Source organism: Enterobacter sp. R-25, assembly GCF_049913205.1.
Classification (GTDB): domain Bacteria; phylum Pseudomonadota; class Gammaproteobacteria; order Enterobacterales; family Enterobacteriaceae; genus Enterobacter; species Enterobacter ludwigii.
Genome location: NZ_CP183982.1, coordinates 3,592,742 through 3,615,863, shown reverse-complemented (window position 1 = coordinate 3,615,863; position 23,122 = coordinate 3,592,742). Strand labels below are relative to the sequence as shown.

Annotated in this window: 24 protein-coding genes and 1 other RNA gene; 8 read left to right on the top strand and 17 right to left on the bottom strand. The window is 48.9% G+C overall.

Annotated elements, in window-relative coordinates; genetic code table 11:
* Positions 1-24: 24 nt before the first annotated feature.
* The 5 genes from ACN9MQ_RS17175 to ACN9MQ_RS17155 all read right to left on the bottom strand — a co-directional run bounded on the left by ACN9MQ_RS17175 (position 25) and on the right by ACN9MQ_RS17155 (position 4,380).
* Positions 25-654 carry a hypothetical protein gene (locus tag ACN9MQ_RS17175; protein ID WP_032938019.1) on the bottom strand — a complete coding sequence of 210 codons (630 nt, stop codon included), beginning with the start codon at positions 652-654 and terminating at the stop codon, positions 25-27.
* 97 nt (positions 655-751) lie between these two features.
* Entirely contained in the window at positions 752-1,429 is a 678-nt protein-coding gene (locus tag ACN9MQ_RS17170; RefSeq protein ID WP_032938016.1) for a helix-turn-helix transcriptional regulator, read from the bottom strand.
* 55 nt (positions 1,430-1,484) lie between these two features.
* Positions 1,485-2,213 carry a DUF3944 domain-containing protein gene (locus tag ACN9MQ_RS17165; RefSeq protein ID WP_032938014.1) on the bottom strand — a complete coding sequence of 243 codons (729 nt, stop codon included), beginning with the start codon at positions 2,211-2,213 and terminating at the stop codon, positions 1,485-1,487.
* A gap of 587 nt (positions 2,214-2,800) precedes the next feature.
* Entirely contained in the window at positions 2,801-3,964 is a 1,164-nt protein-coding gene (locus ACN9MQ_RS17160; RefSeq protein WP_224232184.1) for a hypothetical protein, read from the bottom strand.
* A 191-nt stretch (positions 3,965-4,155) separates the two neighbouring features.
* Positions 4,156-4,380 carry a helix-turn-helix transcriptional regulator gene (locus tag ACN9MQ_RS17155; protein WP_032938002.1) on the bottom strand — a complete coding sequence of 75 codons (225 nt, stop codon included), beginning with the start codon at positions 4,378-4,380 and terminating at the stop codon, positions 4,156-4,158.
* A gap of 315 nt (positions 4,381-4,695) precedes the next feature.
* Between ACN9MQ_RS17155 and ACN9MQ_RS17150 the strand changes: the two genes are divergently transcribed.
* Both ACN9MQ_RS17150 and ACN9MQ_RS17145 read left to right on the top strand, forming a co-directional pair.
* Positions 4,696-5,442, top strand: coding sequence for a hypothetical protein (locus tag ACN9MQ_RS17150; RefSeq protein WP_032938000.1), 747 nt, complete (start codon positions 4,696-4,698; stop codon positions 5,440-5,442).
* Positions 5,443-5,768: 326 nt separating this feature from the next.
* Positions 5,769-6,422 carry a TetR/AcrR family transcriptional regulator gene (locus ACN9MQ_RS17145; RefSeq protein WP_032937998.1) on the top strand — a complete coding sequence of 218 codons (654 nt, stop codon included), beginning with the start codon at positions 5,769-5,771 and terminating at the stop codon, positions 6,420-6,422.
* Between the two features lie 72 nt (positions 6,423-6,494).
* On the opposite strand, the gene ACN9MQ_RS17140 is transcribed toward ACN9MQ_RS17145, so the two are convergent.
* Together ACN9MQ_RS17140 and ACN9MQ_RS17135 are read right to left on the bottom strand one after the other, a co-directional pair.
* Entirely contained in the window at positions 6,495-7,478 is a 984-nt protein-coding gene (locus ACN9MQ_RS17140) for an MDR family oxidoreductase (protein WP_426262732.1), read from the bottom strand.
* Positions 7,479-8,110: 632 nt separating this feature from the next.
* Positions 8,111-8,545, bottom strand: coding sequence for a winged helix-turn-helix transcriptional regulator (locus ACN9MQ_RS17135; protein WP_200005245.1), 435 nt, complete (start codon positions 8,543-8,545; stop codon positions 8,111-8,113).
* Positions 8,546-8,616: 71 nt separating this feature from the next.
* On the opposite strand from ACN9MQ_RS17135, the gene ACN9MQ_RS17130 reads away from it, so the two are divergent.
* Positions 8,617-9,570 (top strand): aromatic alcohol reductase, encoded by a 954-nt coding sequence (locus ACN9MQ_RS17130; protein ID WP_048260107.1) that lies wholly within the window; start codon positions 8,617-8,619, stop codon positions 9,568-9,570.
* Positions 9,571-9,895: 325 nt separating this feature from the next.
* The gene (locus ACN9MQ_RS17125; protein WP_032937991.1) at positions 9,896-10,231 is read left to right on the top strand and encodes a FlxA-like family protein; all 336 of its coding nucleotides are present in this window, start codon (positions 9,896-9,898) and stop codon (positions 10,229-10,231) included.
* 244 nt (positions 10,232-10,475) lie between these two features.
* Here the strand turns inward: ACN9MQ_RS17125 and ACN9MQ_RS17120 are convergent, their stop codons facing one another.
* On the bottom strand, positions 10,476-10,943 hold the full coding sequence (locus ACN9MQ_RS17120) for a DMT family transporter (RefSeq protein ID WP_032937984.1): 468 nt from the start codon (positions 10,941-10,943) through the stop codon (positions 10,476-10,478).
* A gap of 14 nt (positions 10,944-10,957) precedes the next feature.
* A complete protein-coding gene (locus tag ACN9MQ_RS17115) occupies positions 10,958-12,358 on the bottom strand; it encodes an amidohydrolase family protein (RefSeq protein WP_032937983.1) in 1,401 nt (466 codons plus the stop codon).
* Positions 12,359-12,502: 144 nt separating this feature from the next.
* Between ACN9MQ_RS17115 and ACN9MQ_RS17110 the strand changes: the two genes are divergently transcribed.
* Positions 12,503-13,393, top strand: a complete 891-nt coding sequence (locus tag ACN9MQ_RS17110; protein ID WP_032937982.1) for a LysR family transcriptional regulator — start codon at positions 12,503-12,505, stop codon at positions 13,391-13,393.
* A 141-nt stretch (positions 13,394-13,534) separates the two neighbouring features.
* Here ACN9MQ_RS17110 and ACN9MQ_RS17105 read toward each other — a convergent pair whose 3' ends face one another.
* Together ACN9MQ_RS17105 and ACN9MQ_RS17100 are read right to left on the bottom strand one after the other, a co-directional pair.
* The gene (locus tag ACN9MQ_RS17105; RefSeq protein WP_032937979.1) at positions 13,535-14,116 is read right to left on the bottom strand and encodes an NAD(P)H-dependent oxidoreductase; all 582 of its coding nucleotides are present in this window, start codon (positions 14,114-14,116) and stop codon (positions 13,535-13,537) included.
* 71 nt (positions 14,117-14,187) lie between these two features.
* On the bottom strand, positions 14,188-15,378 hold the full coding sequence (locus tag ACN9MQ_RS17100) for an MFS transporter (protein ID WP_426262660.1): 1,191 nt from the start codon (positions 15,376-15,378) through the stop codon (positions 14,188-14,190).
* Positions 15,379-15,464: 86 nt separating this feature from the next.
* Here ACN9MQ_RS17100 and ACN9MQ_RS17095 point away from each other — a divergent pair, with 86 nt between their 5' ends.
* Positions 15,465-16,259: an AraC family transcriptional regulator gene (locus ACN9MQ_RS17095; RefSeq protein ID WP_032937977.1), complete on the top strand. Its 795-nt coding sequence runs from the start codon at positions 15,465-15,467 to the stop codon at positions 16,257-16,259.
* A gap of 399 nt (positions 16,260-16,658) precedes the next feature.
* On the opposite strand, the gene ACN9MQ_RS17090 is transcribed toward ACN9MQ_RS17095, so the two are convergent.
* From ACN9MQ_RS17090 to smpB, 3 genes are all read right to left on the bottom strand, one after another.
* Complete coding sequence (locus ACN9MQ_RS17090; protein ID WP_426262659.1) at positions 16,659-17,900, bottom strand: integrase; 1,242 nt, start codon at positions 17,898-17,900, stop codon at positions 16,659-16,661.
* 204 nt (positions 17,901-18,104) lie between these two features.
* Positions 18,105-18,468, bottom strand: a transfer-messenger RNA (tmRNA) gene (ssrA, locus tag ACN9MQ_RS17085).
* Positions 18,469-18,557: 89 nt separating this feature from the next.
* The gene (gene smpB, locus ACN9MQ_RS17080) at positions 18,558-19,040 is read right to left on the bottom strand and encodes an SsrA-binding protein SmpB (RefSeq protein WP_008502505.1); all 483 of its coding nucleotides are present in this window, start codon (positions 19,038-19,040) and stop codon (positions 18,558-18,560) included.
* A 156-nt stretch (positions 19,041-19,196) separates the two neighbouring features.
* Between smpB and ACN9MQ_RS17075 the strand changes: the two genes are divergently transcribed.
* Together ACN9MQ_RS17075 and ACN9MQ_RS17070 are read left to right on the top strand one after the other, a co-directional pair.
* Positions 19,197-19,634, top strand: coding sequence for a type II toxin-antitoxin system RatA family toxin (locus ACN9MQ_RS17075; protein WP_024908332.1), 438 nt, complete (start codon positions 19,197-19,199; stop codon positions 19,632-19,634).
* Entirely contained in the window at positions 19,624-19,911 is a 288-nt protein-coding gene (locus tag ACN9MQ_RS17070; RefSeq protein ID WP_032678718.1) for an RnfH family protein, read from the top strand. Before ACN9MQ_RS17075 ends, ACN9MQ_RS17070 begins: the two co-directional genes overlap by 11 nt.
* 99 nt (positions 19,912-20,010) lie before the next feature.
* Here ACN9MQ_RS17070 and bamE read toward each other — a convergent pair whose 3' ends face one another.
* The 3 genes from bamE to nadK form a co-directional block, all read right to left on the bottom strand.
* On the bottom strand, positions 20,011-20,349 hold the full coding sequence (gene bamE / locus ACN9MQ_RS17065; protein ID WP_014171256.1) for an outer membrane protein assembly factor BamE: 339 nt from the start codon (positions 20,347-20,349) through the stop codon (positions 20,011-20,013).
* A 138-nt stretch (positions 20,350-20,487) separates the two neighbouring features.
* Positions 20,488-22,149 carry a DNA repair protein RecN gene (gene recN, locus ACN9MQ_RS17060; protein WP_020883908.1) on the bottom strand — a complete coding sequence of 554 codons (1,662 nt, stop codon included), beginning with the start codon at positions 22,147-22,149 and terminating at the stop codon, positions 20,488-20,490.
* A gap of 85 nt (positions 22,150-22,234) precedes the next feature.
* On the bottom strand, positions 22,235-23,113 hold the full coding sequence (gene nadK / locus ACN9MQ_RS17055; protein WP_020883909.1) for an NAD(+) kinase: 879 nt from the start codon (positions 23,111-23,113) through the stop codon (positions 22,235-22,237).
* Between the last annotated feature and the right edge of the window lie 9 nt (positions 23,114-23,122).

Genomic DNA, 23,122 nt, shown 5'->3' with positions numbered 1-23,122 from the left:
TAAACCCGGTTTGTTACGCCTTTCTTATCGTGTGCGAAACATGGACATTATATCGACAGAATAAAAATCATTTAATGCCAGCTCTCCCCCCTGAGCAGCATAAACTCTTGCCACCGGGCGTAATAACTTATCGCCAATATCCTTAATTGTCTGACTGTTCTCTGGCGTATTACCGACTTCAGTGACAGGATGTCCCTTTGACTGATAGAGGTTATATTCTATTGTGCCTGTGACCTGTCTGGTTCTTGCCATATCCATTGCTGCTTTATTCACATTTGCAATAAATCCTTTATTACTCTCGTAGCCGGGCTCGCTCTCCGCCCTGTGGGTAATGTCATCAATCCTCTGTTTTAAACGGCTAGTTTCATCATCAGATAACATAGCGGTCAAGCGAACCTTACAGGTTAACGATTTAGCATTCGGATTGCTGTCAATAGTCAGGGGGGTATCCCAGTCTACCGTCACTGCCTTGCCAGTCAGGCCTGACTGACTGTATGGGCGAAATGTTCTGAAGTCGCGTTCATTTACAGCGCTACTGACTATAGCCTCATTAACTGATTTTAATACCTCCTCGTTTTCACACGAGAAATTATCCCCACACCCTGTCAGGGTGAAAACGATAATAATAAATATCGCTGATTTGTACGTTTTCATTTCAGGTTCCTTCGTATTGGTTAATAGATTTTTTAATGTGGTCGGGTGAGCAGACATTTTTCACCTTGTTTTTTAATGCAACGTCAGAGAAATAAACTTATTTATGAATAATTCCGCTGATGTAATTAAAATGAGGAAGCGCACGCATAAACCTCGGATCCTGCATGATGTGGTCGATATGTCTGTTCCGTACAAAACTGCTGACAGTCATCACCACATCGGTAATTGTTGAGAGGGTAAAAACCTGAATGCGATCCTTCGAGACAGCCACCAGATACCACTCTCCGTCGTGGCAAATGAGCCTGTAAGGTGCGACTGATGGCTGTTGGCGTTCCTGATGCAGGAAGTGGATAAGGCGATGACGGATGATGGCCTGAACGATGATCTGAAAACCGCCAAATAATGCAGGGGCCTGTTGCGGAGGATCATTCCAGATGATGCAGGGAGAGTCCTGACCACTATCAAGGAGTACTGAAAGCAGCTTAGGATCAAGAGCCGGAAAATAATGTGCAACGCTGGTTATTCGGGCAAAACGCAGAATATCATTGTTGGTGCGAAAAGGTCCTCGTGCATCACGGAGGCTGACGTTTCCGTCGATATATTCTGTGTCGATATAGCGCAGACGTTCACGCAGGTCTCGCTGTACAGTGCGTTCAGATACGCCAAATTCCTGCGCGAGTTGCCTGACACTGAGCGTTTCGCCCATAAAGAGGCGGCTGACCAGTATGGCGAGACGACTGGCTAACCGGTCATAACGGTGTTCCTGTTCAGGCATGGTAACTGCTCCCTGCAGAAAATAGCCGGACCCGCCATCGGTCGGCCAAAGTGGATTAACGGGAAATATGTTGCTGACGGAGCCAGGCCACGATCATGCATGCGGGTATGGTTACCCGGTAGGCCGGACCGGTAATGTCGGAAATCATCCATGCTGAACTGAGTGCAATGGCAACGGGACCGGCAATGACAGACATAGCCCTTGACGCCACGACCACAGTGCCCCAGGTAGCAATGCCACCCAGTGAGGTAATGATGCCTGCAGACATCACAGTAGCAAGCTCCAGTGCCGCCAGAGAGGAAGTCCGTATCGCTGCCTGTACCGCCATGATGATGAGCTGAGGCGTCGGGTTGGTCAGGTCAAGCTGCATTGTGCGGGAAAAAGCAGACAGCTCTTCCTGCGTCATCTGAGACAGGCTTTTCTCCAGAACCTTCATTAACAGGGCGAGCTCAATGGTTTCAGTAGCGCTTTTCGTGTTGTAGTTAACATCGAGTTTTTTGCAGACATCTTCGAGAATTTCCCGGTAAACCACGCCCTGCCCAAAACGGGCCATACTCATTAAGGTATTCGCGCCATAGCGCTGAAGCTCAGCGGCTATCAGTTGCCAGTAGCGGCGATGGTCCGGTGCCAGCAGACGGTATTCCGGAGAACTGGTCAGGCTTTCTGTCCAGCGGGTGTCGCCGTCGCGTGGGTCAGTGGTCAGGATGGAAATCAGCAATTGCAGCTCTTCATTGCTGCACTGGCCCAGCAAATGTAAATCTGCATCGTTACGGTAGACAGCCATTATCCGCCCTCAGTCAGTGTGATATGAAGTCACACTGTAAAAGGGACTGCTGCACGGATGTGTCACCGGGAATGGTTAATATATGCTCCATGCTAATGAATTCGGACAGCGTGTGTCTTGAAATATACAGTATTACCCCGACTATAATAATTTTGTTGTATCTGGGTATTGTCAGTATAATGAGGGGGGCTTTTGATTTCGGTTATTTTCCTGCTTTGTACTGGTTCATGGTAATTATATATTTATAAAATCTTAATGAGTCCCCCTTGAGTTTTATTGTGTGTTTTTTGGAGAGGTCTGGTAACCCATATCCTTTAGCCTGGTCGTTAACGTAGATTTACATTTCATTGCGATAGTCTATTTGTGATTTTATAAAGGAAATATAAATGCCAGATCTTGCAAAGTAAGATACCAGGCAAGTACCCATCTGGTTTAGGTGGTAAAGCACGTGACGATGTTGCCGTCCGAATTTGTTAAATCTGACTTCTTTATGTTAACAACAGGTCGGTTTTGTCCACTATTTTGCAGAAATAAGGCCGGTCTTAGCTATCTGCATCGGGAGACCCACTCCTGATCCCCGCTTAGCGTCAGAAATGAGGAGATATAACCAAAACCCCATCTTTATCAAGTGGTGGTGCTGTGAAATATGTATTGTAAAATAAAACGCAGGCTTCCTGATTATTCAAGTCAAGACCAAAATAGCGAGCCATATAATCCTCAAGTACGTTTTGGTAATATGCATGAATCAATCTTTCTTTTCGCCTGGCTCGCTCCGTTACGTCTTCGTGCAGCCCGGAAAATATCTCAAGTAAGTTATCTTTATCCCCATTTAACATGGCATGAAAAGCTGCGACTGCAAATAACTCATTTGCAGGGCCAGCTGACAGCCAGTGACTACTTTCAATATGATTAATAGATTCCCTTAAATCCCAGAGCTCCAGGCGCGATGATTCCTCCTTTAAAAGTTTCAATAAAGGTGGATAAGCATAAATATCTGTGCCAAACAGTCTGCGTGGTATACCAGGATCAGCAAATGTCACATTCTTTACAGGAGATAATGCTTCCTGTATTTCAAATGCTCCATATTTCTCTGTGAGTGCTTTCAATAGCGTTGATTCAACAGACAGGGATAAGCCTGCCGCTTTTATGCCGCTGAATGTTCCTCTTGTGTTACAAACAGGCACTGAGTCTTTCATCATTCTGTTAATCAGTGACGGAGCGATAATAATGTTACGTGTGATATTAGCTCCTCCTTTAGAATTAGGATAAATATGGCACAGTTCTAACTCCAGCCAGGGCGTTAAGCGTTTTATTGCCAGCCCCTTTGAGTCAGTCACCCTGCGGCCATTGATCGTGTTATATGCTTTCTGGTGAGCTGCTTTACGCTCGTATAACCTGATAAGTTCAGCGATGTCATCAGGGCAGTTGATACTCCCCAGCCCGAGGGGATTATTCTTCAGCATTGATTCTACGTTAATCCAGTAAGAATGTTTTACCAGACTGACAATGGCATCGTCATCTATAAGTCTTCTGTCTTTGTTACGATGCTCAATACAACAATACCGTTGATTGCGGGTACCAGACAGACTTATACCACAGGGCGGGTACTGGCACGTCAGACCCCACCTTTGGGCTCTTTTAGCTGCATTAGATAGCTTACCCTGATAATGTTTTGGGCATAAGCGCAATTTACGCTCATCTGGTAAATCACCTATTGAGAGATTACAATTATTTCTTTTACAAATAGCCATAATAAGACTCTTATTACATTCAATATTTTTGGATGATAAATAATCAATTGCTCACTAATCATGAGCATAATTGATAGTGTTTCTTAATATATCGTTAGTAATTAAGATGTATTTGTCTCAAATGAGACTGAAATACACTAGCAATTTAATGCATTAATCTAATGCATTGTTAATGCTCTTATTTATGGATGCTAGGCAATATCTGTCGATGATGCCTGATGACGTTTTAACAACCACTCATCCAGTTCCGATTCAAACCAGCCGACAGATTGCATGCCCAGTCTGCGTTGCTTTGGAAAGGTTGCGTCGTAGCGTGGTGACTTCGGATTGATCCAGTCGTAAATGGTTGAACGAGCTATGCCGAGTTTGTTCACAACGGCACGGATGCGTAGTACCTTGAGATTTTGTGCAGCCATGTATGTTTGTCTCTCTTTGTCTCAGTATGGATGCGATCTTACAAGGCAGGAAAAGGGGAGAGTATGTCCGTAGTGAAGGTATTGGAAAAAATCTTTTATTACAATGTGGTAGAGATTTATTTTGGGCGATTTTCACCGTTTTTTGTTGATGTCAGACCTGATTATTTGTGAAAGTTGTAAATACTGGACCAAAAGCTGCCTTGTATCTGGTTCGATGAGTTCAGGGCCGGGGTTTTGGCCCTGAGATATCTACCATGTCAGAGAAGACAATCTGTTTCCGCATGAAAGCTATCATTCAGAATCTGGGAGTTATGAATGGCTGATGTTAAAGAAAACCTTTTATTTGAAGAATTATTAAGCAGATACCGGAAGAAAAAAAAAGCACTATGCTTTCATCTAGGGATCAAACAGAAACATATTGCAAGAACAAGGGTGACAGAAGATGTTGAACTTATTGTGGTGATAAACACAGGGAGGCAAACCAGCTCTAAAGATTTAGCACAGGCACTGGCCTGCCAGCAGGGAGAGAAAAACTGGCGGCGCTACCTTAAAGTATTCAGTCGTTCTGCATGGGTAGAAAAAGGCATCAGGGGCAATCTGGCTGATGCTCAACAAACCTGGGCGCAAGGGAAGGCGATTCTGAAATCGGATCCCGATCATGCGGTGCAATTGATGCAGAATGCCATTGCTCTTCTGGAGTGTGGTCTGAACCGCTGTGCAACTGCAGCAGCTAAAAATCTCAAGGAGCAACATAAACTCAATTCTGCTTTTGGCGGGAAAAGGAAAGCGGCACGTTTTAACGGTATTAAAGAGGAGGTGATAAAATTACTGGGAGCGCGACCCGGGGGATGGAAAACGAAGACGGATGCTATAAGTGACCTCATTAAAGATTTACGTCCCTATATTGAGGATCATGGGTGGCCTTCTGTTAAGGATGAAGACGACTCGCTCGATGAGGCAGAAATCGAGGGGAGGTTGGGTGATTTGTTGCGGGAATGGTCTGTCCCCAGTGGAGATAAGTGTGTCAGTGCAGCGTTTGCAAAAGCAGTAAGAAAACGCTGAGGCAATCAGGGCACCAGTAAGCTATTTTGAATAACAGCTCACCTGTTATAGTTAGTTGTATTAGCTCAAACTTGATCTGGCACTGTTACTGCACAGGGCTTAACCTAAGCTGACAGGCCGCATTGTGCCAGAAGCTGACGTTTGCAATTCGCCATTGAACTCGATAAGCCAGTTTAAGAACAAAGCCTTCAATGTCGTTAGCGACAGGCTATGCCACTTTTCATTCGTCAGAAGTGACCACTTCGTCAACGACGGGGATAAACTGATTGAAGCTGCCGTACAAAATCACTTATTCTTTTCTATTAATAAGGTGCAGGGGATAAGTCATGACCGGTGAAATTCGCGGAAGGGGAAGACCACGAAAAACAGAAAGTACCTATGCAGATACTCGTAATGACCTGATCCGCAGCGGACTTGAACTGCTAACGCAGAATGGTTTTCTTTCGACGGGAGTCGATGCCATTGTCAAAAATGCCAGTGTTCCTAAAGGCTCATTTTATTATTATTTTAAGAGTAAAGAGGAATATGCTCAGACAGTTCTGAATGCCTATGACAGTTTCTTTCAACATAAACTCAAGAAACATCTTTATGAATCATCCTGCTCACCGATGGTACGTCTGGAAAATTTCATAGATGATGCCTGTGATGGGATTAATAAGTATAACTTCACTCGTGGCTGTCTGGTTGGCAATATGATGCAGGAGAGCCCGGGGCTTCCGCCATCCTTTATTAACCAACTACAGAGTATTCTTGAGCGCTGGCAAGCACTTGTTGCGGCCTGTTTGTCCGATGCGTTATCTTCAGGCGAAATATGTTCCGATATGAATGATACGCAACTGGCGGCCATTTTCTGGAGTGGCTGGGAAGGCGCAGTCATGCGCGCCAAACTTTATTGTTCAATCCAACCTGTGTACGATTTCTGGAACTATTTCAAAACTTCTGTACGCTATCAACCATCGCCGGAAGTGGCGGCTGAATAGTAAAAAGAGGGGCCTAAACCGGCCCCTTAATAAGTCAGCATCAATCTCAGGCAGGACCTTCTATCCATCTAATTAGCTACATTGAATCACTGCCCGGCCACGAATTTTGCCATTGAGAAGTTTTTCGGCCACATTGATGGCCTCACTGAGTGGATAAACGGTAGTCAGGCTATCCAGTCTGGACTCTGGTAAATAATTTACCGCCTGCTGCCAGATCGCCGCTCTTTTTTCTTTCGAAAACATAACACTGTCAATCCCTTTAAGCGTGACACCACGCAGGATAAACGGAGCCACGTTCCCCATCAGTTCCATGCCCTGTGCCATGCCGCAGGCTGCAACAATGCTGCCATATCGCACCCCGGCGCAGGCGTTGCAGAGCGTGTGGCTGCCGATTGTATCAATGGCGGCAGCCCAGCGTTCTTTCTGTAACGGTTTTCCTGGTGAGGAAAGCTCGGAGCGATTAATAATCTCTTCTACACCGACCGTTTTATAAAGCCAGGCGGCTTCTTCCGGGCGACCAGTAGACGCGGTGACGCGGTAACCCATTGATGCCAGGATCATGGCTGCAATACTTCCGACACCTCCGCTGGCACCGGTAACAAGTACCGGACCATCTTCAGGCTTAACACCATGATTTAACAGCGCGTCGACACACAGCATCGCGGTAAAACCAGCGGTTCCGATAGCCATTACGTGCTTGCTGTTTGCGCCAGTCGGGAGCAGGGTCAGCCAGTCTCCTTTTACCCGTGCTTTTTCGGACAATCCACCCCAATGTTTTTCCCCTACACCCCAGCCGGTAAGAAGAACCTTATCCCCGGCCTGATATTCCGGATGTGAACTGGCGGACACCGTACCGGCAAAATCAATGCCTGGCACCATTGGAAAGTGCCGGACGATGGGGCCACGGCCCGTAATGGCCAGGGCATCTTTGTAGTTGATGGATGAATAGTCAATAATGACCTCCACATCACCCTGCGGAAGCTCACTTTCAGCAATTTCAGCAAGTTGCGCACTGTAGCGATCATCTGTTTTGTTGATTAATAAAGATTTAAACACTTTCACCTCGTCTGTCTGGTCGTTTACCGTTCAGTTATTAAGTCGTTCATAAATAATATTGACCGATCGTCTAATAATCAACGCAACTATCCCATTGTTTTGTCAGCATTCAAGAATTATTATTCTTTTCATTAGCTTAAAGCTGTTTTTTTTGATCTGTATCAAGCTGGGTTCGTGTTTATCTGGTGAAGAGAGGAAAAGTCAGCGGCCATGGACGATGCACAGTTAAGGCTTCAGGACTCGGCTAATGATGCAATAAAACAGACAGGCTTTGATGAGTTGACCTGCTATTCGCTAATAGCAGGCCTTTGAATCAGTTAGCTTCAGCTATGTGTCAGAAGCGGACATAACCAGTTAGGAATAAGTGACTAGTCGAAGCAACTCCGTAATTCATGTCCAAGAAAGCGGTGATTTAGTCCTTATTGACTGGAAAAGGTTTGGCAAAGCGAGTCCTGCTATCTACAGCTCCGTAGAATTGAAACCTCTTTAACTATATCATCCCGGACGAATCCGGTGAGATCGACGTTATTCCTGGACAATTAAAGTTAACATTCATTACGAATGACTTATCCATGTAAATACTAATATTTGTGACGAATCATAATAAGTGATGTTTTTTTACTCAGAATTAATTACGTCATTGGGTTGCTGTTATTTTTGTCATATTTCAACCTGTCTTCACGAAAGCGATCCGCATTTTCGACAATCCAGGTCCATAGCGGGATCATACGAATAAGCAGTTCCATACCAGTATCAGACAGCTCGTATTCGACTCGTGGCGGAACTTCACTGAAATCATGGCGGATAACAAGACCGTCCCGCTCAAGTTGTCGTAATGTGCGCGTCAGCATGCGCTGAGTCACTCCGTGCATACGTCTGCCAATCTCAGCATGACGTAGTCTTCCATAAACGCCAAGCGTGTTGACAACGCCTAATGACCAGCGACTTCCCGCATGGGCCAACACTTCCCGACGCAAACCATCATCATCATCCCGCAGACCTTTACATACCTCCTGCGAATACTGAAGAATTTCATCCCGCCCCATCCTGCTTCCCCCCGGTATCATGCGTGTACCTTCTTTTTTTGCCTTATATGACTTGTTAGAGTGATGTAGTACATTCTTTTACAGGCCAGATTATGAACAAAATGGATCTTAACACCACTTCTAAAAATATCCTCGTATTGGGTGCCGGTGAACTGGGCCTTCCCGTTTTGCGCAACCTTACCCGTCGGGCAAAAGATGTTGAGGGTGCAAAAATCAGCGTGCTTCTACGTGAGAATACCGTAATGTCTGGCGAACCAGCCAAACAGAATCTTATCGCTGAGATCAGAAATCTTGGGGTTGAGATAGTTACGGGTGATCTGGTGAAAAGCACCATTGAGGAGCTCGCAGTCGTATTTTCTCAGTATGACACGGTAGTCGGTTGTGCAGGTTACGCCGCGGGCATTAATACGCCCATGAAACTGGCACAGGCTGCTCTTCAGGCAGGTATCCCCAGATATTTCCCCTGGCAGTTTGGCGCAGATTTCGACGCCATTGGCCGGGGCAGTCCTCAGGACATTTTCGATGCACAGATTGATGTACGTGATTTACTTCGCAGCCAGCATCAGACTGAGTGGGTCATCATTTCGACAGGCATCTTCATGAGTTACCTCTTCGAACCTGACTTCGGGGTTGTTGATCTCCAAAACAATGTTGTACATGCTCTGGGCAGTCTGGATAACAAGATGACGCTGACGACGCCGGATGATATCGGAATGCTCACTGCCGAGATTGTATTTTACACGCCCCGTATCCGCGATGAGATTGTGTATATTGCCGGTGATACACTCACTTATTCAGAAGTGGCCGACAGACTTCAGTTTGCTCTTGGCCGGCCTTTCAGCCGTTCAGAATGGACTGAACAATTTTTAATGGACAAACTGGCTCGTGACCCTCAGGACATGATGGGTAAATATCGTGCTGTTTTTGCTCAGGGGCGTGGAGTCGCATGGAACAAGAAAGGTACGTTTAACGAGCAACACAACATCCCGGTCACCGACGTGGCAAGCTGGATAAAAGCAAATCTTCTCCCAGGCAACAGAGAATAATATTGATTGAGCTATCGTAGACAGGTTTAGCCTTTCTTTCCCCATTTTACGGATTTCTGAGTTGGGTGAACCATCATCTTTACTCCGCGCCTTATGTTTCGCCAGACTGGTAAAAGAAGTCGAATTCGCTAACTCAGCTATGGGGAAGCTCAAAGTTGAAACAGAGTTTAATCTTGAGGGTTTTCTTTAGCCAACAGTGATAGTTAATGCAAGAGAAGACAGTGAGCATTACGCGAGAGGGTTTTGGAAAAAGTATTTTAATTAAAAAAATTAAAGCACCCTGTTTTTAATGCCGATTAAATTCATTTAACGGAGGAAATTATCTATGTCAATCACGATTCAAACCAACTCAAATTTAACAGCGCTCAGCAATCACCAGCCAAAAGAGAGTTCGCGTACAGCGCAGATCATGGCACAAATCCAGCAGCTAACCGAGAGGCTCGGCAAGATTTCTTCTGAAAAAGGGATGACAACAGAGCAGAAGAAAGAGATGGCTGAACTGATCCAAAAGCAAATTGAAAGCCTGGAAGCCGAACTGGAACAGTTACTAAGGAAGCAGACTGATAATAAGTCGGAGAAAAAAGGAAATGAACATATGGTACAGGCAGATGAAAATCAGACAAAAGATAATAACAACAATATGATTGACATCTATGTCTAATTTTTGGTTTTGCATGGCCCTTTAAGGGCCATTCTTCCTTTTCCTCATTTCAACACTTTCATTGGAAAAAACTTCCACTTCAGACAGGACACTTTCCCGGAAAATTTCTTACATCAGCAGATACTGTAAACAAGTTAGTTCTTCAGGGGATAAATATAAATGCGAGGCATACATTAACGATAAGGACGTCTGCACCAGTACAAACGTCCGCCATGAGATGGATCACTCATTCATTAAGTTAATGCTAAAAACGCTCAGAAAGCCGATCACCGAAAAGCATGATGGCAAGCCCGACGAGCATGACCAGCATTCCGCCCAGCTTGAGTAGCGAAACCGGTCGCCTTATGGCACCCAGCAGGCCAAAATGATCAATCATCTGAGATGAGAGTAACTGTCCGACAATCGCCAGCCCGAGCAGAGCTGAGAAACCGATTTTTGGTGCCAGCACCACATAGCTAAACAATGCACCGGCTCCGATCAGTCCGCCTGCCAGGCTCCACAGTGGCTGGGAAGGAATTGCCGCAAGCGAGGTGAATAATCCCCCGCGCAGCAGCGAGTAGATCCCCAGCGTAAATGCCCCGGCAGAGAAGGAAAACAACGCGGCGGTGACCGAATCGCCTCCCAGGCCTCGTGCAAGCTGACTGTTCAGGGTTGTCTGCAGGGTGATCCCGAGGCCCGCGGCAAAAGCGATTAGGTAATAAATCATGCTCATGCGTTTTATCCCTGTCAGTGCGCCTGTTCCAGAGGCAGGAAGGTTTCTGCAAACATGTCAGGTTTATACCCGGCGGCTGCAAACAGATGTTCACGCGATTCATCAATCGCTGCATGGAGGCGTGCTCTGTCGACGCCCACGACCATGCCGTTCTGTTTAACAATGCGCCCGCCAATCATGACGGTATCAATATTGCTGCGTTCTGTCGCATGTACCACCGTGCCAAAGGCATTCCCGTTAGGATAGAGGTTAATGTCGCCGGCATTGATCAGGATCAGGTCAGCCTGTTTACCTGGCGTCAGGCTGCCGACTTTATCCTGCAGCCCGGCACAGTAAGCGCCATCGACGGTTGCAGCCTTGAGAAGCTGCGCTGCCGGAAGCATTGTCAGCGAATACTCTGTGCCGCGGCAGTGCTGTCGCTTATGCATGCCCATCACACGCTGCAGGTAAAATGCCACGCGCATCTCCATGAACATGTCGGTGCTGTAGGACGTTTCATTATCGACGCTCAGACCCGGCGTGATACCGTGACGTTGTGCTGCCTCAATAGCAAACATGCCGTCTTCAATACCATAGTGCGCATCAGATCGCGGACAGACGTTCACCCGAACACCGGCTTCGCGCAGGATTTTCCATCCTTCGTCAGGGAGCGCAGTGCAATGATTAAAGATATTGTCCGGTCCCAGCAGCCCCTGTTGATGCAGTGACCGAAGTTCAGCCCCCATTTCCGCACCGAAGAATTCAGTGACGATAGGCAGCCCAAGCCGGCGGGCCTCGGCCCACAATTCGGGCTCGAGCTGAGCCATTACCGCAAGAGACACGAGACTTTCAGGGTTATTCCGGAAATACTTCTCCTGCAGCCGCTGCCAGTTACCCGGCCAGTGCGCTCTGTCCCAGTCACCTGACACCGGCGCACCTGAAGCGTGGATGGCGCGAATACCAGCGTCGAGCAATGCCTCCACTGCTGCGTCTGAATGTGCAGCAGTGCGGCTGTTATGGGAGTTATCAATGATTGTCGTGATACCTGCGTCGATAGCACCCAGCGCGGTCAGCAGGTTACCCACATAGATATCGGAGGGGCGATAGTATTTTGCAAACGAGAAGTGCGTGGCGTTGCTGTAGTCGTCCAGACAGGTGGCGTTCGGGTTGATGCGGCGCAGTTGCCCTTCCCATGAGTGGCGATGAGAATCTACCATCCCAGGCATAGCAATCATGTTCGTGGCATCGATGACATGGGCACCCTCTGCGTTCAGGTACTGACCCACGGCGGTAATGGTTGCGCCCGTGATAAGAATATCACCTCGCTCAAAGTTGCCGACATTCTCATCCATGCTCAGTATGGTCGCGCCACGGATCAGCGTCGCCGATGGGGTTACGGTCTGATTATTCATAATGTTTCTGGCGTAATTCGTCATTTAAACAGTCTCTTTCCTGGTCAATAGGAAAACGATACGTCACTCAATTAATACGAAAAAGATGCTTAACGTGTTTTCATAATTCAATATTTACGAATAATAGTAACTACAACAGACAGACCAGAGATGCTCAGGAGCAGTAAAATGGATCGTATTCAGGCAATGCAGATCTTTATGCGGGTGGCTGAGGGCGGCAGTTTTGTGCGGGCGGCGGAAACGCTGTTACTGCCGTCCTCAACGGTAACAAGTTCGATCAAGAGCCTCGAGAACTACCTGCAGGTACGCCTACTCAACCGTACGACCAGACGGGTAAGCCTAACGCCAGAAGGACTCCACTATCTTGCACAATGCCGGGAAATACTCTCATTAATCGAGCATACGGAATCCAGTCTGACGGATTCCGTCAAACGGCCGCAGGGACGGTTACGCGTCGATATGCCCGGTGGTATCGCCAATTTCATCGTCATGCCCAGGCTGAAAGACTTTTACCAACGTTATCCGGATATCTATCTGATGATTGGGGTGAGCGACCGTCAGGTCGATCTTGTTCAGGAGGGGGTTGACTGTGTGATAAGAACGGGTGAGCTGATTAATTCCACGCTTGTTGCTCGCCCGCTGGGACGGTTACGCTGGGTGACATGTGCCTCTCCGGACTATCTGAAGGAATACGGCATTCCCCGGTCTCCTGAAGACTTATCTCAGCATCGTGCAATTCACTATTTTTCTGGACAGCCCCGTCGTAACGACGAATTGCGTTTGATGAAGGGGTCCGAGACGATTTCCGTATCTGTCAGCGGACAAGGGGCCGTTAACGAAACAGGACTGTATATTAAAATGTGTCTTGAGGGGTTCGGGCTGGCTCAGCTTGCCGAGAATATTGTTTCTGAGCATCTGCAGCAAGGCACGCTGGTCGAAGTGATGTCCGACTGGCAACCACCGTCAGTTCCGGTCGCTTTGCTTTATCCTCATCAGCGCTTTCTTTCTCCTGCAGTACGCGCGTTTGCTGACTGGGTATCCGGGCTTTTCCCGAAGTGATGGCAGGAGGACAGGCACGCCGTATCTGAAAGAAGCATTTTGCTGAATGAGATTAGGTACGAACTGTCGGATAACGTTAACATGCGCCTGACCCCGAACGACTATAGCCCGGCCCTGAAAAACGCCGGGCTATATCATTGTTCAGGAAAAGGTTGCTATCAGATGATCGCTGAAGCGGCGGATTTCATTTTCCACATCCGGCGATTTGACCACGTCATTTGTGATAAAGGTTGGGAGTGATCTCATACCGAGGAACTGATTGGCCTTATGAAGATGCAGGTATAATCCGTCCACGCCGACACCCTCAAAAAACTGCTCCGGATCGTTAAAAGCTTCCAGTGGGGCATTCCAGGTCAGGGATAGCATGTATTTTTTGTTCTGAAGAAGACCACCCGAACCGTATTTTTTTGAGCCATCAGAACGCGTACGACCATCACTTTCATACAAAGAACCATGACCTTCGGTAAAGACTTCATCGATCCATTTTTTTACCGTCCATGGCTCACCCATCCACCATCCCGGCATCTGATATATCAGAATATCACTGTTAAGAATCTTAGAGATTTCGTTCTGTGGATCAAAATTACTGTCTGCCCTGGTAACGGATATCGTGTGTCCGAGATGGCTCAGCACCTCATTTGCGGTGTTGACATAAAGTTCGTTTAGCTCACCTCTGGCAAAGTTAAAACTTTTAGCGCCATTGATAATAAGGATGTTACTCATAGAAATACTGCCTTTTAATGATGTTAGATTCTTGATTTAAAGATTTTTCCAACTGAAGCCTGCTCTCAGAGTCAGCCTGCTGAAGTGGCAGGTTTCAGGTAGACGTTTCGACCTGCAGCCAGCCCGGTTAAGGCGCCGGCTACCGTAATTACAGCCGTCATCAGCAGGGGAATGGTCCAGCCACCGGACCAGTCATGGACCTTACCCAGCAAAAGGGGACCCATTGCAGCCATAAGATAGCCCACGCACTGCGCCATGCCTGACAGTGCTGCAGCATCGCTTGCATTTGTTGTACGTAACCCGACAAAGGTCAGACCCAGCATCATGCTGGCACCGCAGCCGAATCCCAGAATGGCAGCCCACAACATCGACAGGCCCGGTGCGTACAGTATTCCTATAAGAGATATTCCCGAAAGCAAACTGACAACAACAGCCGCCATTTTCTGGTCCTTCAGACGACGCAGCGTAGCCGCCAGCATGAGTCCAGGAATTGCGGTAGTGAACTGCAGCATCCCGTGTACGGCTCCGGCTTTTTCAGGTGAAATCCCATTATCCGTCAGAATGGCTGGCAGCCAGCCCACCGCAACATAAAACGGCATTGCATTCAGTCCCATAAACAGCGTGACCTGCCATGCCAGAGCTGATGTCCAGACGGATACCCCCGTGGTTTGAGTTGGACCTGAGAGCGTATGCTTATGGTGATTGCTCAGTTGTGGGAACCAAAAAGCCAGGGCAAGCACAGGCGCTATCACTAGCAGGGCAAGCGCACTGTCCCAGCCCCATTGCTGGGAAAGTGGAATGATAATGGCGGAGCCTACGGCACCTGCGGCTCCCATTGTGATGGAATATGCGCCCGTCAATGATGCGACGTTTCCGGCAAAGTCACGCTTGATAAGGCCAGGCAACAGGACATTCCCCAGCGCGATACCGGTGCCTATGAGCATCGTTCCGATGTATAGCGCCCACATACTGCCTGCTGAACGTAGCAGAATACCTGCAGAAATCACTATCAGCGCGCCGAACAGTGTACGTTCCAGACCAAATTTTCGGGCAATAATCGCACTCACCGGTGAAAACACTGCAAAGGCAAATAACGGTAATGAGTTAAGCCATCCTACGGACGTTACACTCAGTTGAAAGTGTTCCTGAATGATCTTTAACACCGGTGCTATTGAAGTAAAGGGAGCTCGCAGGTTAACGGCGATAAAAAGAATTCCCGTCACAAGGGCGGCAGTGCGCCACTTGTTTGTGATACATGACATATTTCTGACTTTCTCTGAAAAAAGAGAGACTTTAAGATACAGACCGTTTACAAGATATAGATAATCAGACAACATATTTCTAAAATATGCCAAAACATAAAAAAGTAGTTTCGTCGCCCGATGAATTTGACGCTGACATCTTTCTGCAGCCAGCGGTTGCCCTTCACGCTGCACCGGCGCAAGAGTATTCCGGCATAATGCCGCATGCGCACCGGAAGGGTCAGCTTATCCTGTCCTTGCATGGTGCAGTGAGTTGTGAAGTTCAAAATGCTCTGTGGCTTGTCCCTCCCCGACATGCCGTCTGGATACCCGGAAATACGCCTCACCGGTGCCGTGTAACAAATAATGCCCGAACCTGTTTTCTGTTTATAGAACCCGGGGCGGCCGTCATGCCCGAAACATGTTGTACGATTGCCATGACGTCTCTTGTTCGGGAACTTATTCTTTATCTTGCCGAGCAGGAACCCACTTATTCCGCTGGCAGTAAGACGGCCAGGCTGGCTGCTGTGCTCCTTGAACAATTGCCGGACGCACCGGTTGAAGCACTCCACCTTGCAATATCCGACCATCCTAAAATCAGGCAAATGGCTGAAATGCTTTTTGCGGATCCGGGGGACAGGACGACTTTACAGCAGTGGGCTTCCCGCCTTGCAACCAGTGAACGGTCGTTGGCCAGAATGGTGCAGTCAGAGACGGGAATGAGCTTCGGACGCTGGCGGCAACAGTTACATTTGATGATTGCCCTGAATGAGTTGGCTGAAGGCAAATCGGTGCAGAACGTCGCTGGCGCTCTGGGCTATGACTCGGTGAGTGCCTTCATTACCATGTTCAGAAAAGCCTTAGGTAAATCGCCTACACAGTATTTTGCTTCGCTGAATTAAGTTTTACCGTCAGGCTTAAGTTTGACGGTTACGCAATAACTTCGACAAATGAGAAATGATCGTAACTTAATCCATAAGCAGTGAAATTAACCGGAATGTCCGCTCCTCGCTCAAAGCAGACTGTCAGATTTGATTGTGTGCTGCCAGTGAAAATCGTCAGGTCAAGTCTGAGCTAGCACACATAAGGAAACTCTACAGGATCATAGGGTTGCGCTGCAAGATCCGTGATGGCTTGTTCTATTTCTACGGGGTTCATTTGCTAACAACTCTCCATTGGCATGTGACCGTCCTGCTGCTATCGATGTGCAGTGAACTTATGTCATGTCCTAAGTTTTCTTGGAAATTTTTGACAATAAGTTTATCAGAATAGAACTTGGCGCTATAGCGGATTCTGCCCAGTCATCCCACTAAACGTATTCCTTTCATCCCGCCATCAATGATACTTCCACAATCTGCAGCCATTACAAAATCAGCCCACCATTGCATCATTGGGCGACGCTGTTCCAGGTAATCGCTGCGGTTATAAGCACGTCGAACCTCATTCTTATCCACATGAGCAAGTGCTGCCTCAATAACATCAGGCGGAAAGCCTTGTTCATTAAGTGCAGTACTGGCAATTGATCGCAGACCGTGCGATACGAGCACTCCACCAAAACCTGCACGTTTTAGTGATGCGTTAACGGTTTGGCTATTCATGGGCTGGTTGGGCTTGATACGGCTAGGGAATATAAATTCTCGATTTCCACTTAACGGCTTCATCATCTCCAGTATCGCAATTGCTTCATCTGACAATGGAACAGTATGGTCACGGTTCATCTTCATACGTGATGCAGGGATCTTCCATTCTCGCGCTTCCATGTCTACCTCTTCCCAACGGGCTTCGGCCGCTTCGGCAGGGCGGGTTATGGTAAGAAGCTGCCACATGAACAGGCATCGGGTTGAAAGACTAATGCTGGCCGTACGCATCGTCTGCATCAGTTGAGGTAGCTGATCCGGCCGAATACTGGGCATATTTTTCTTCTGTGGTTTCTCAAATGCCTTGCCAATGTTGACACTGGGCACAGCATCTATCAGGCCTGTGTTCTGGGCATATATCATGACCTCATTAATGCGTTGGCACAGGCGACGAACGGTTTCCAGTGCTCCTCTGGCCTGAACCGGTTGGACGGCCTGAACCAGTGTGTGAGCTTTAATCTCTGTAACGCTAACGTCGCCAATTGCAGGAAAGATATCTCTTTCAAGAGAGCGCCAGATATCGTCGGCATAGTCCTTGGTTACGCTGGCTTTCTTCACATTCCACCAACGTTCAGCCACGAGTTGGAAAGTATTGGTTTTGGCTTCCAGCGAACTGCGCAATTGTTCTTGCTGATGTTCCTGCGGATCGATTTGTTTTACCAAGAGAGAGCGAGACTCTGCCCGGTAGTTTCTAGCATCGGCAAGGGTAACTGACGGGTAGGGGCCGATGCTCTTCTTCGCTCGTTTCTTAGTAACAGGGCGAATGTAGCGAAACTGCCAAATTTTACTCCCGCTGGGTTTGATGAGTAGCTCAAGGCCATCACCATCATAGAGAACGTAGTCCGCTTCTTTGGGTTTGGCTGATTCGATCTCTTTAACGGATAGAGGTTTGGTTTGTCTTGCCATTGCCGGGTTTCCATAGTTTTAGGCACCTCAAAAACAATAAAGCTTTATGAGGTGCCTAACAAGGTGCCTAAAAGGTTCGGATTTAATTAGTTGGCATCAGACTTCGCTGGACAAATTCAAGGCACAAAAAAACCCGCAGGGCTTGTGCCATGCGGGCTTTCAGGACTTCATCGGATGACTCTGGTAATCACCGATGGAGAATTTTGGTGGAGCTGGCGGGAGTTGAACCCGCGTCCGAAATTTCTACATCCTCGGTACTACATGCTTAGTTTGTCTTTACATTCGCACGCCAGCTGCGAACAAACACGCCACTAACGTACTAGCCTGATTAGTTTTAACGCTTCAACCCCAGGCAGGGCTTCCACGCGATCTCTTTTGGGTTTGACCTCTCTTGAATCCCCGTCTTAAGAGCGGAAGCTAGGGAGAGAGGGCTCAGAGCAGGTTATTAAGCTGCTAAAGCGTAGTTTTCGTCGTTTGCGACTATTTTTTTGCGGCTTTTTACGAGGCAAACCGCCCCTCGGCATGCACCTTGGGTTTCGCAAATCCCGTCGAATCCAGAATCAGCCCCAATAGTGTTGAACTGAGTATACCAGATTTTAGATCCTGGATACCAGCCCGGAACGCTAACTTATTGAATAGTACAATAAGTGCGCAGAATCAACGTCCTGCGTTTTTCATAATACGTGCTTTGTCGAGCTGCCATTCGCGCTCTTTCAGATCGGTACGTTTGTCGTGCTGTTTTTTACCCTTCGCGACGCCAACTTTCACTTTGCACCAGGCATTTTTCCAGTACAGCGACAGGGCAACCACGGTGAAGCCTTCACGGTTAATGCGCCCATAAAGGGACTCCAGTTCACGCTTGTTCAGCAGCAGCTTACGGGTACGCGTTGGGTCACACACGTAGTGTGACGAGGCGACGGTCAGCGGCGTGAAGTTGGCACCGAACAGGAAGGCTTCGCCATCTTTCAGGATCACATAGCTATCACCGATATTGGCTTTCCCGGCGCGCAGCGATTTTACTTCCCAGCCCTGCAATGCAAGGCCAGCTTCGAATTCTTCTTCAATAAAATACTCGTGGCGAGCACGCTTGTTGAGCGCAATGGTCGCCGAGCCTGGTTTATGTGCTTTTTTCTTCGTCATAAGTATCGTAAAGCCATCGGTAATCTGATTTCAAAAAGTCACCTCATTGCGTCCTGTGAGGTCTAACGCGCTATATTAGCACGAGATGAGGCTTAGCGTTTTTTTAACAGGTGATAAATGTTATTATTTGTCGGTTGTGTGACCATGGGAAATGCTATGCCTCAGATTAGCCGTACTGCGCTTGTTCCATACAGCGCGGAACAAATGTATCAGTTAGTGAACGACGTTCAGTCTTATCCAGAGTTTATTCCGGGATGTACCGGGAGCCGCGTGCTGGAGTCTGGCCCGACGCAGATGACGGCGGCGGTCGATGTCTCCAAAGCGGGGATCAGCAAGACGTTCACCACCCGCAATACGCTGACGAGCAATCAGAGTATTTTGATGCATCTGGTAGATGGTCCGTTTAAAACCCTGATGGGTGGCTGGAAGTTTACCCCCCTCAGCGCTGATGCCTGTCGCATCGAGTTCCAGCTGGACTTTGAGTTTACCAATAAACTGATTGAGCTGGCGTTTGGCCGCATCTTTAAAGAGCTGGCCTCGAATATGGTTCAGGCGTTCACGACCCGCGCCAAAGAGGTTTACAGTGTCGCATAAGATAGCTGTCGAGGTGGTGTATGCGCTGCCGGAGAAGCAATATCTGCAGCGTGTGATGCTGGAAGAAGGTGCGACCGTTGAGTCGGCTATTCGCGCTTCTGGCATCCTTGAGCTTCGTCGTGACATCGACCTGGCGAAAAATAAAGTCGGCATTTACAGCCGTCCGGTCAAACTGGCTGATGTGGTGAATGAGGGTGACAGGGTCGAAATTTATCGCCCGCTGATTGCCGACCCGAAAGAGCTGCGTCGCCAGCGTGCGGAGAAATCGGGTAAGTAGTTCGCTCCTCACCTTAAGCCTGTTCTCAAAGGGGCGAGGGGGATGAAGGAAAACAAAAAAGGTGCTCATTGAGCACCTTTTTGCATCTCTGACACCTGATTATTTGGTCAGGGCAGGCTTGTTGTCGATGTTGGTCAACACACCGGCGCTGCTGAAGGTCAGCGTCAGGGTCTGCTGGGACGCGTCTTCATGGCCCGGCTGCTGACGGAATACATAGAACCAGGTGTTTGTGCCGAACGGATCGGACATCATTGGGGTTCCAAGTGCATAAGCGACCTGCTGTTGTGTCATCCCCACACGGATTTTGGACACATCGTTAGGGGTAAGGTAGTTCCCCTGGTTGATGTCAGGACGGTAAACCACTTTCTCCAGAGTGGAACAGCCTGCGGTCAACATCAGAAGAACCGCTGCGGCAGCGGTCAGCATTTTACAACGCATAGTGATTTGATTCCTTTTCGGGCCCGAGCAGAACGCGGCTCATATGTTATATGCCGATGATAATAGACCTTGCCCCACTTTGAAACCGGTCTGGCGGCGTTTTTGTTGTTCTCTATGACCCTGAGATCCCGAAAAAGTTTATGCCGCCAGCAGTTCTTTCGCGTTCGCGAGCGTATTTCGCGTGACTTCACTGCCGCCCAGCAGGCGTGCCAGCTCCTGCAGACGTGCGCGTTTATCCAGTGGCTTCATGTGCGTTTCCGTCATTTCACCGTCAGTTTCTTTGCTGACGATAAAGTGATGATGACCACACCCGGCCACCTGCGGCAGGTGGGTAACACACATGACCTGCGTTGATTCACCCAACTGGCGCAACAGTTTGCCGACGACCGCCGCCGTAGGGCCGCTGATCCCCACGTCTACTTCATCGAAAATCAGCGCCGGGGTTTCCATTTTACGTGCGGTAATCACCTGAATCGCCAGCGCGATACGCGACAGTTCACCGCCGGAAGCCACTTTAGAGATGGGCTGCAACGGCTGCCCCGGGTTGGTGGTGACGCGGAATTCAATACGGTCCGCACCTTCCGCCGTCAGATGGTTCTCTTCGAAACGGACATCGATGGTGAACACGCCGTGCGGCATCGCCAGCGTGTGCATGCTGTCGGTGATGTGCTGGCTCAGTTCCTGGGCGTAATGTTGACGGATCTCATGCAGCTGTTTCGCCGTCGTCAGCGCCTGTTCATGGTGCAGGTTCACCGCCAGTGACAGGGTTTCCAGCGAGTCAGCCTGATCGTCAAGCTGCTGTTGTTCATCAAGCAGGGACTGATAGTAGCCAGGCAGCTCTTCTGGCGTAACGTGGTGCTTACGCGCCAGCGAGATCTGACGGGAGATGCGTTGCTCCAGCTCAAACAGACGGTTCGGGTCGAGATCCAGACGTTCACAGTAGTGGCGCAGTTCGTCACTGGCTTCTGAAATCTGAATCGCGGCCTCTTCCAGCATATCCAGTACGCCAGAGAGTTTGCTGTCCATGCCGGCCAGCTCGGTGATGAGCTGACGAACATTATACAGCTGGCTCTGCAGGTTCACGTCTTCACCGTCAGCCAGCATGTTAAGGGCATTCTGGCTGGTTGAGAGCAGGTGACCGCTGTTAGCCAGGCGCTTGTACTCTTCGTCGATAAGCTCAAATTCACCCGCCTGCGGGCTAAATTCGTTGAGTTCTTTAAGCTGGTATTCCAGAAGCTCAGCACGGGCGGCACGCTCCTGGCTTTGCTGCTGGTGCTGGGCAAGCTCACGGCAGCTTTGATGCCACTGGCGATAGTGCTCCGCCATTCGCTGAGTAAGTGCGTACTCACCTGCATAGCCATCAAGCAGCGCTTTCTGCTGCTCCGGTTTAATGAGTTGCTGGTGCGCGTGCTGGCCGTGGATCTGAATGAGTAACTGGCCGAGCTCGCGAAGCTGGGAAAGCGGGACTGCAGTGCCGTTGATAAAGCCGCGGGAACGACCATCGCTGCTGATAACGCGACGAAGTAAACACTCACGTCCGTCTTCCAGCTGGTTCTCTTCGAGCCAGCGCAGGGCGGCAGGGGTATCTTTCAGGGAGAAGCGAGCGCAGAGATCGGCACGGTTTGCGCCCCTGCGCACCATGTCACCTTCTGCACGGCCGCCGAGGCACAAGCCGAGGGCATCTATGGCAATGGATTTACCCGCACCGGTTTCCCCGGTGATCGCCGTCATGCCGCTATGGAAATCGATCTCAAGCTCACGAACTATGGCAAAGTTGCTGATGGTCAGTTGTGCCAGCATAATTGTTTTCCTGTATGAAAAACCATGACTGTGTTTTCATACAGTATAAACTGGTTTTATATACAGTAAAGTACTGGATGCAAAATCAGAACAATTTTTTTGACCAGCCAAGCTTCGAGCTTAATGTATTGAAATAGCTGTAATCTTTCGGGTGAATAAGGTTCAGGTGGTAATCACACCGACGAATGAGAACATCTTCACCTTCCTGAATAGGCAGCGCAATCTGGCTGTCGCAGCTGATCTCCAGATCGTTACGGCGGTGCGAGAAACGCAGACGAATGGTGCTGCTGCTGTTGATCACCAGCGGACGCGCCGAGAGCGTGTGCGGGAACATCGGTACCAGGGTGATGGCATCCAGTGAAGGGGTGAGGATCGGGCCACCCGCAGAGAGCGAGTAGGCAGTCGACCCTGTCGGCGTGGAGATAATCAGCCCGTCAGAACGCTGCGAGAAGGCGAAGATTTCGTCGATATAGACTTCGAACTCAATCATGTGCGCCACTTTGCCGGGGTGGAGCACCACTTCATTAATCGCGGTGCTGATGCGCTTCTGGCAGTCCTGCTGACACACCTGCGCTTCCAGCAAAAAGCGTTTTTCGCTGATATAATGACCTTCCAGCACGTCGGCCAGCTGCTGCTGGGCGTTGTCCGGATCGAGGTCGGTCAGAAAGCCGAGATTGCCGCGGTTGATACCGATGACCTTGATGTCATAACGCGCGAGCGTTCGGGCCGCGCCGAGCATATTGCCGTCGCCACCGACCACCACGGCGAGATCCGCCTGCTGGCCAATTTCCGCCAGCGTGCCGGTTTTGACGCTCTTCAGCTGCAGCTCCTGGGCAATCTGCTGTTCGACCATCACTTCATAGCCTTTGCTACACAGCCAGCGATACAACATTTCATGTGTCGTCAATGCGGTAGGGTGACGCGGATGCCCGACGATCCCAATACACCTGAAATGATTATTCATTTTCTGGAG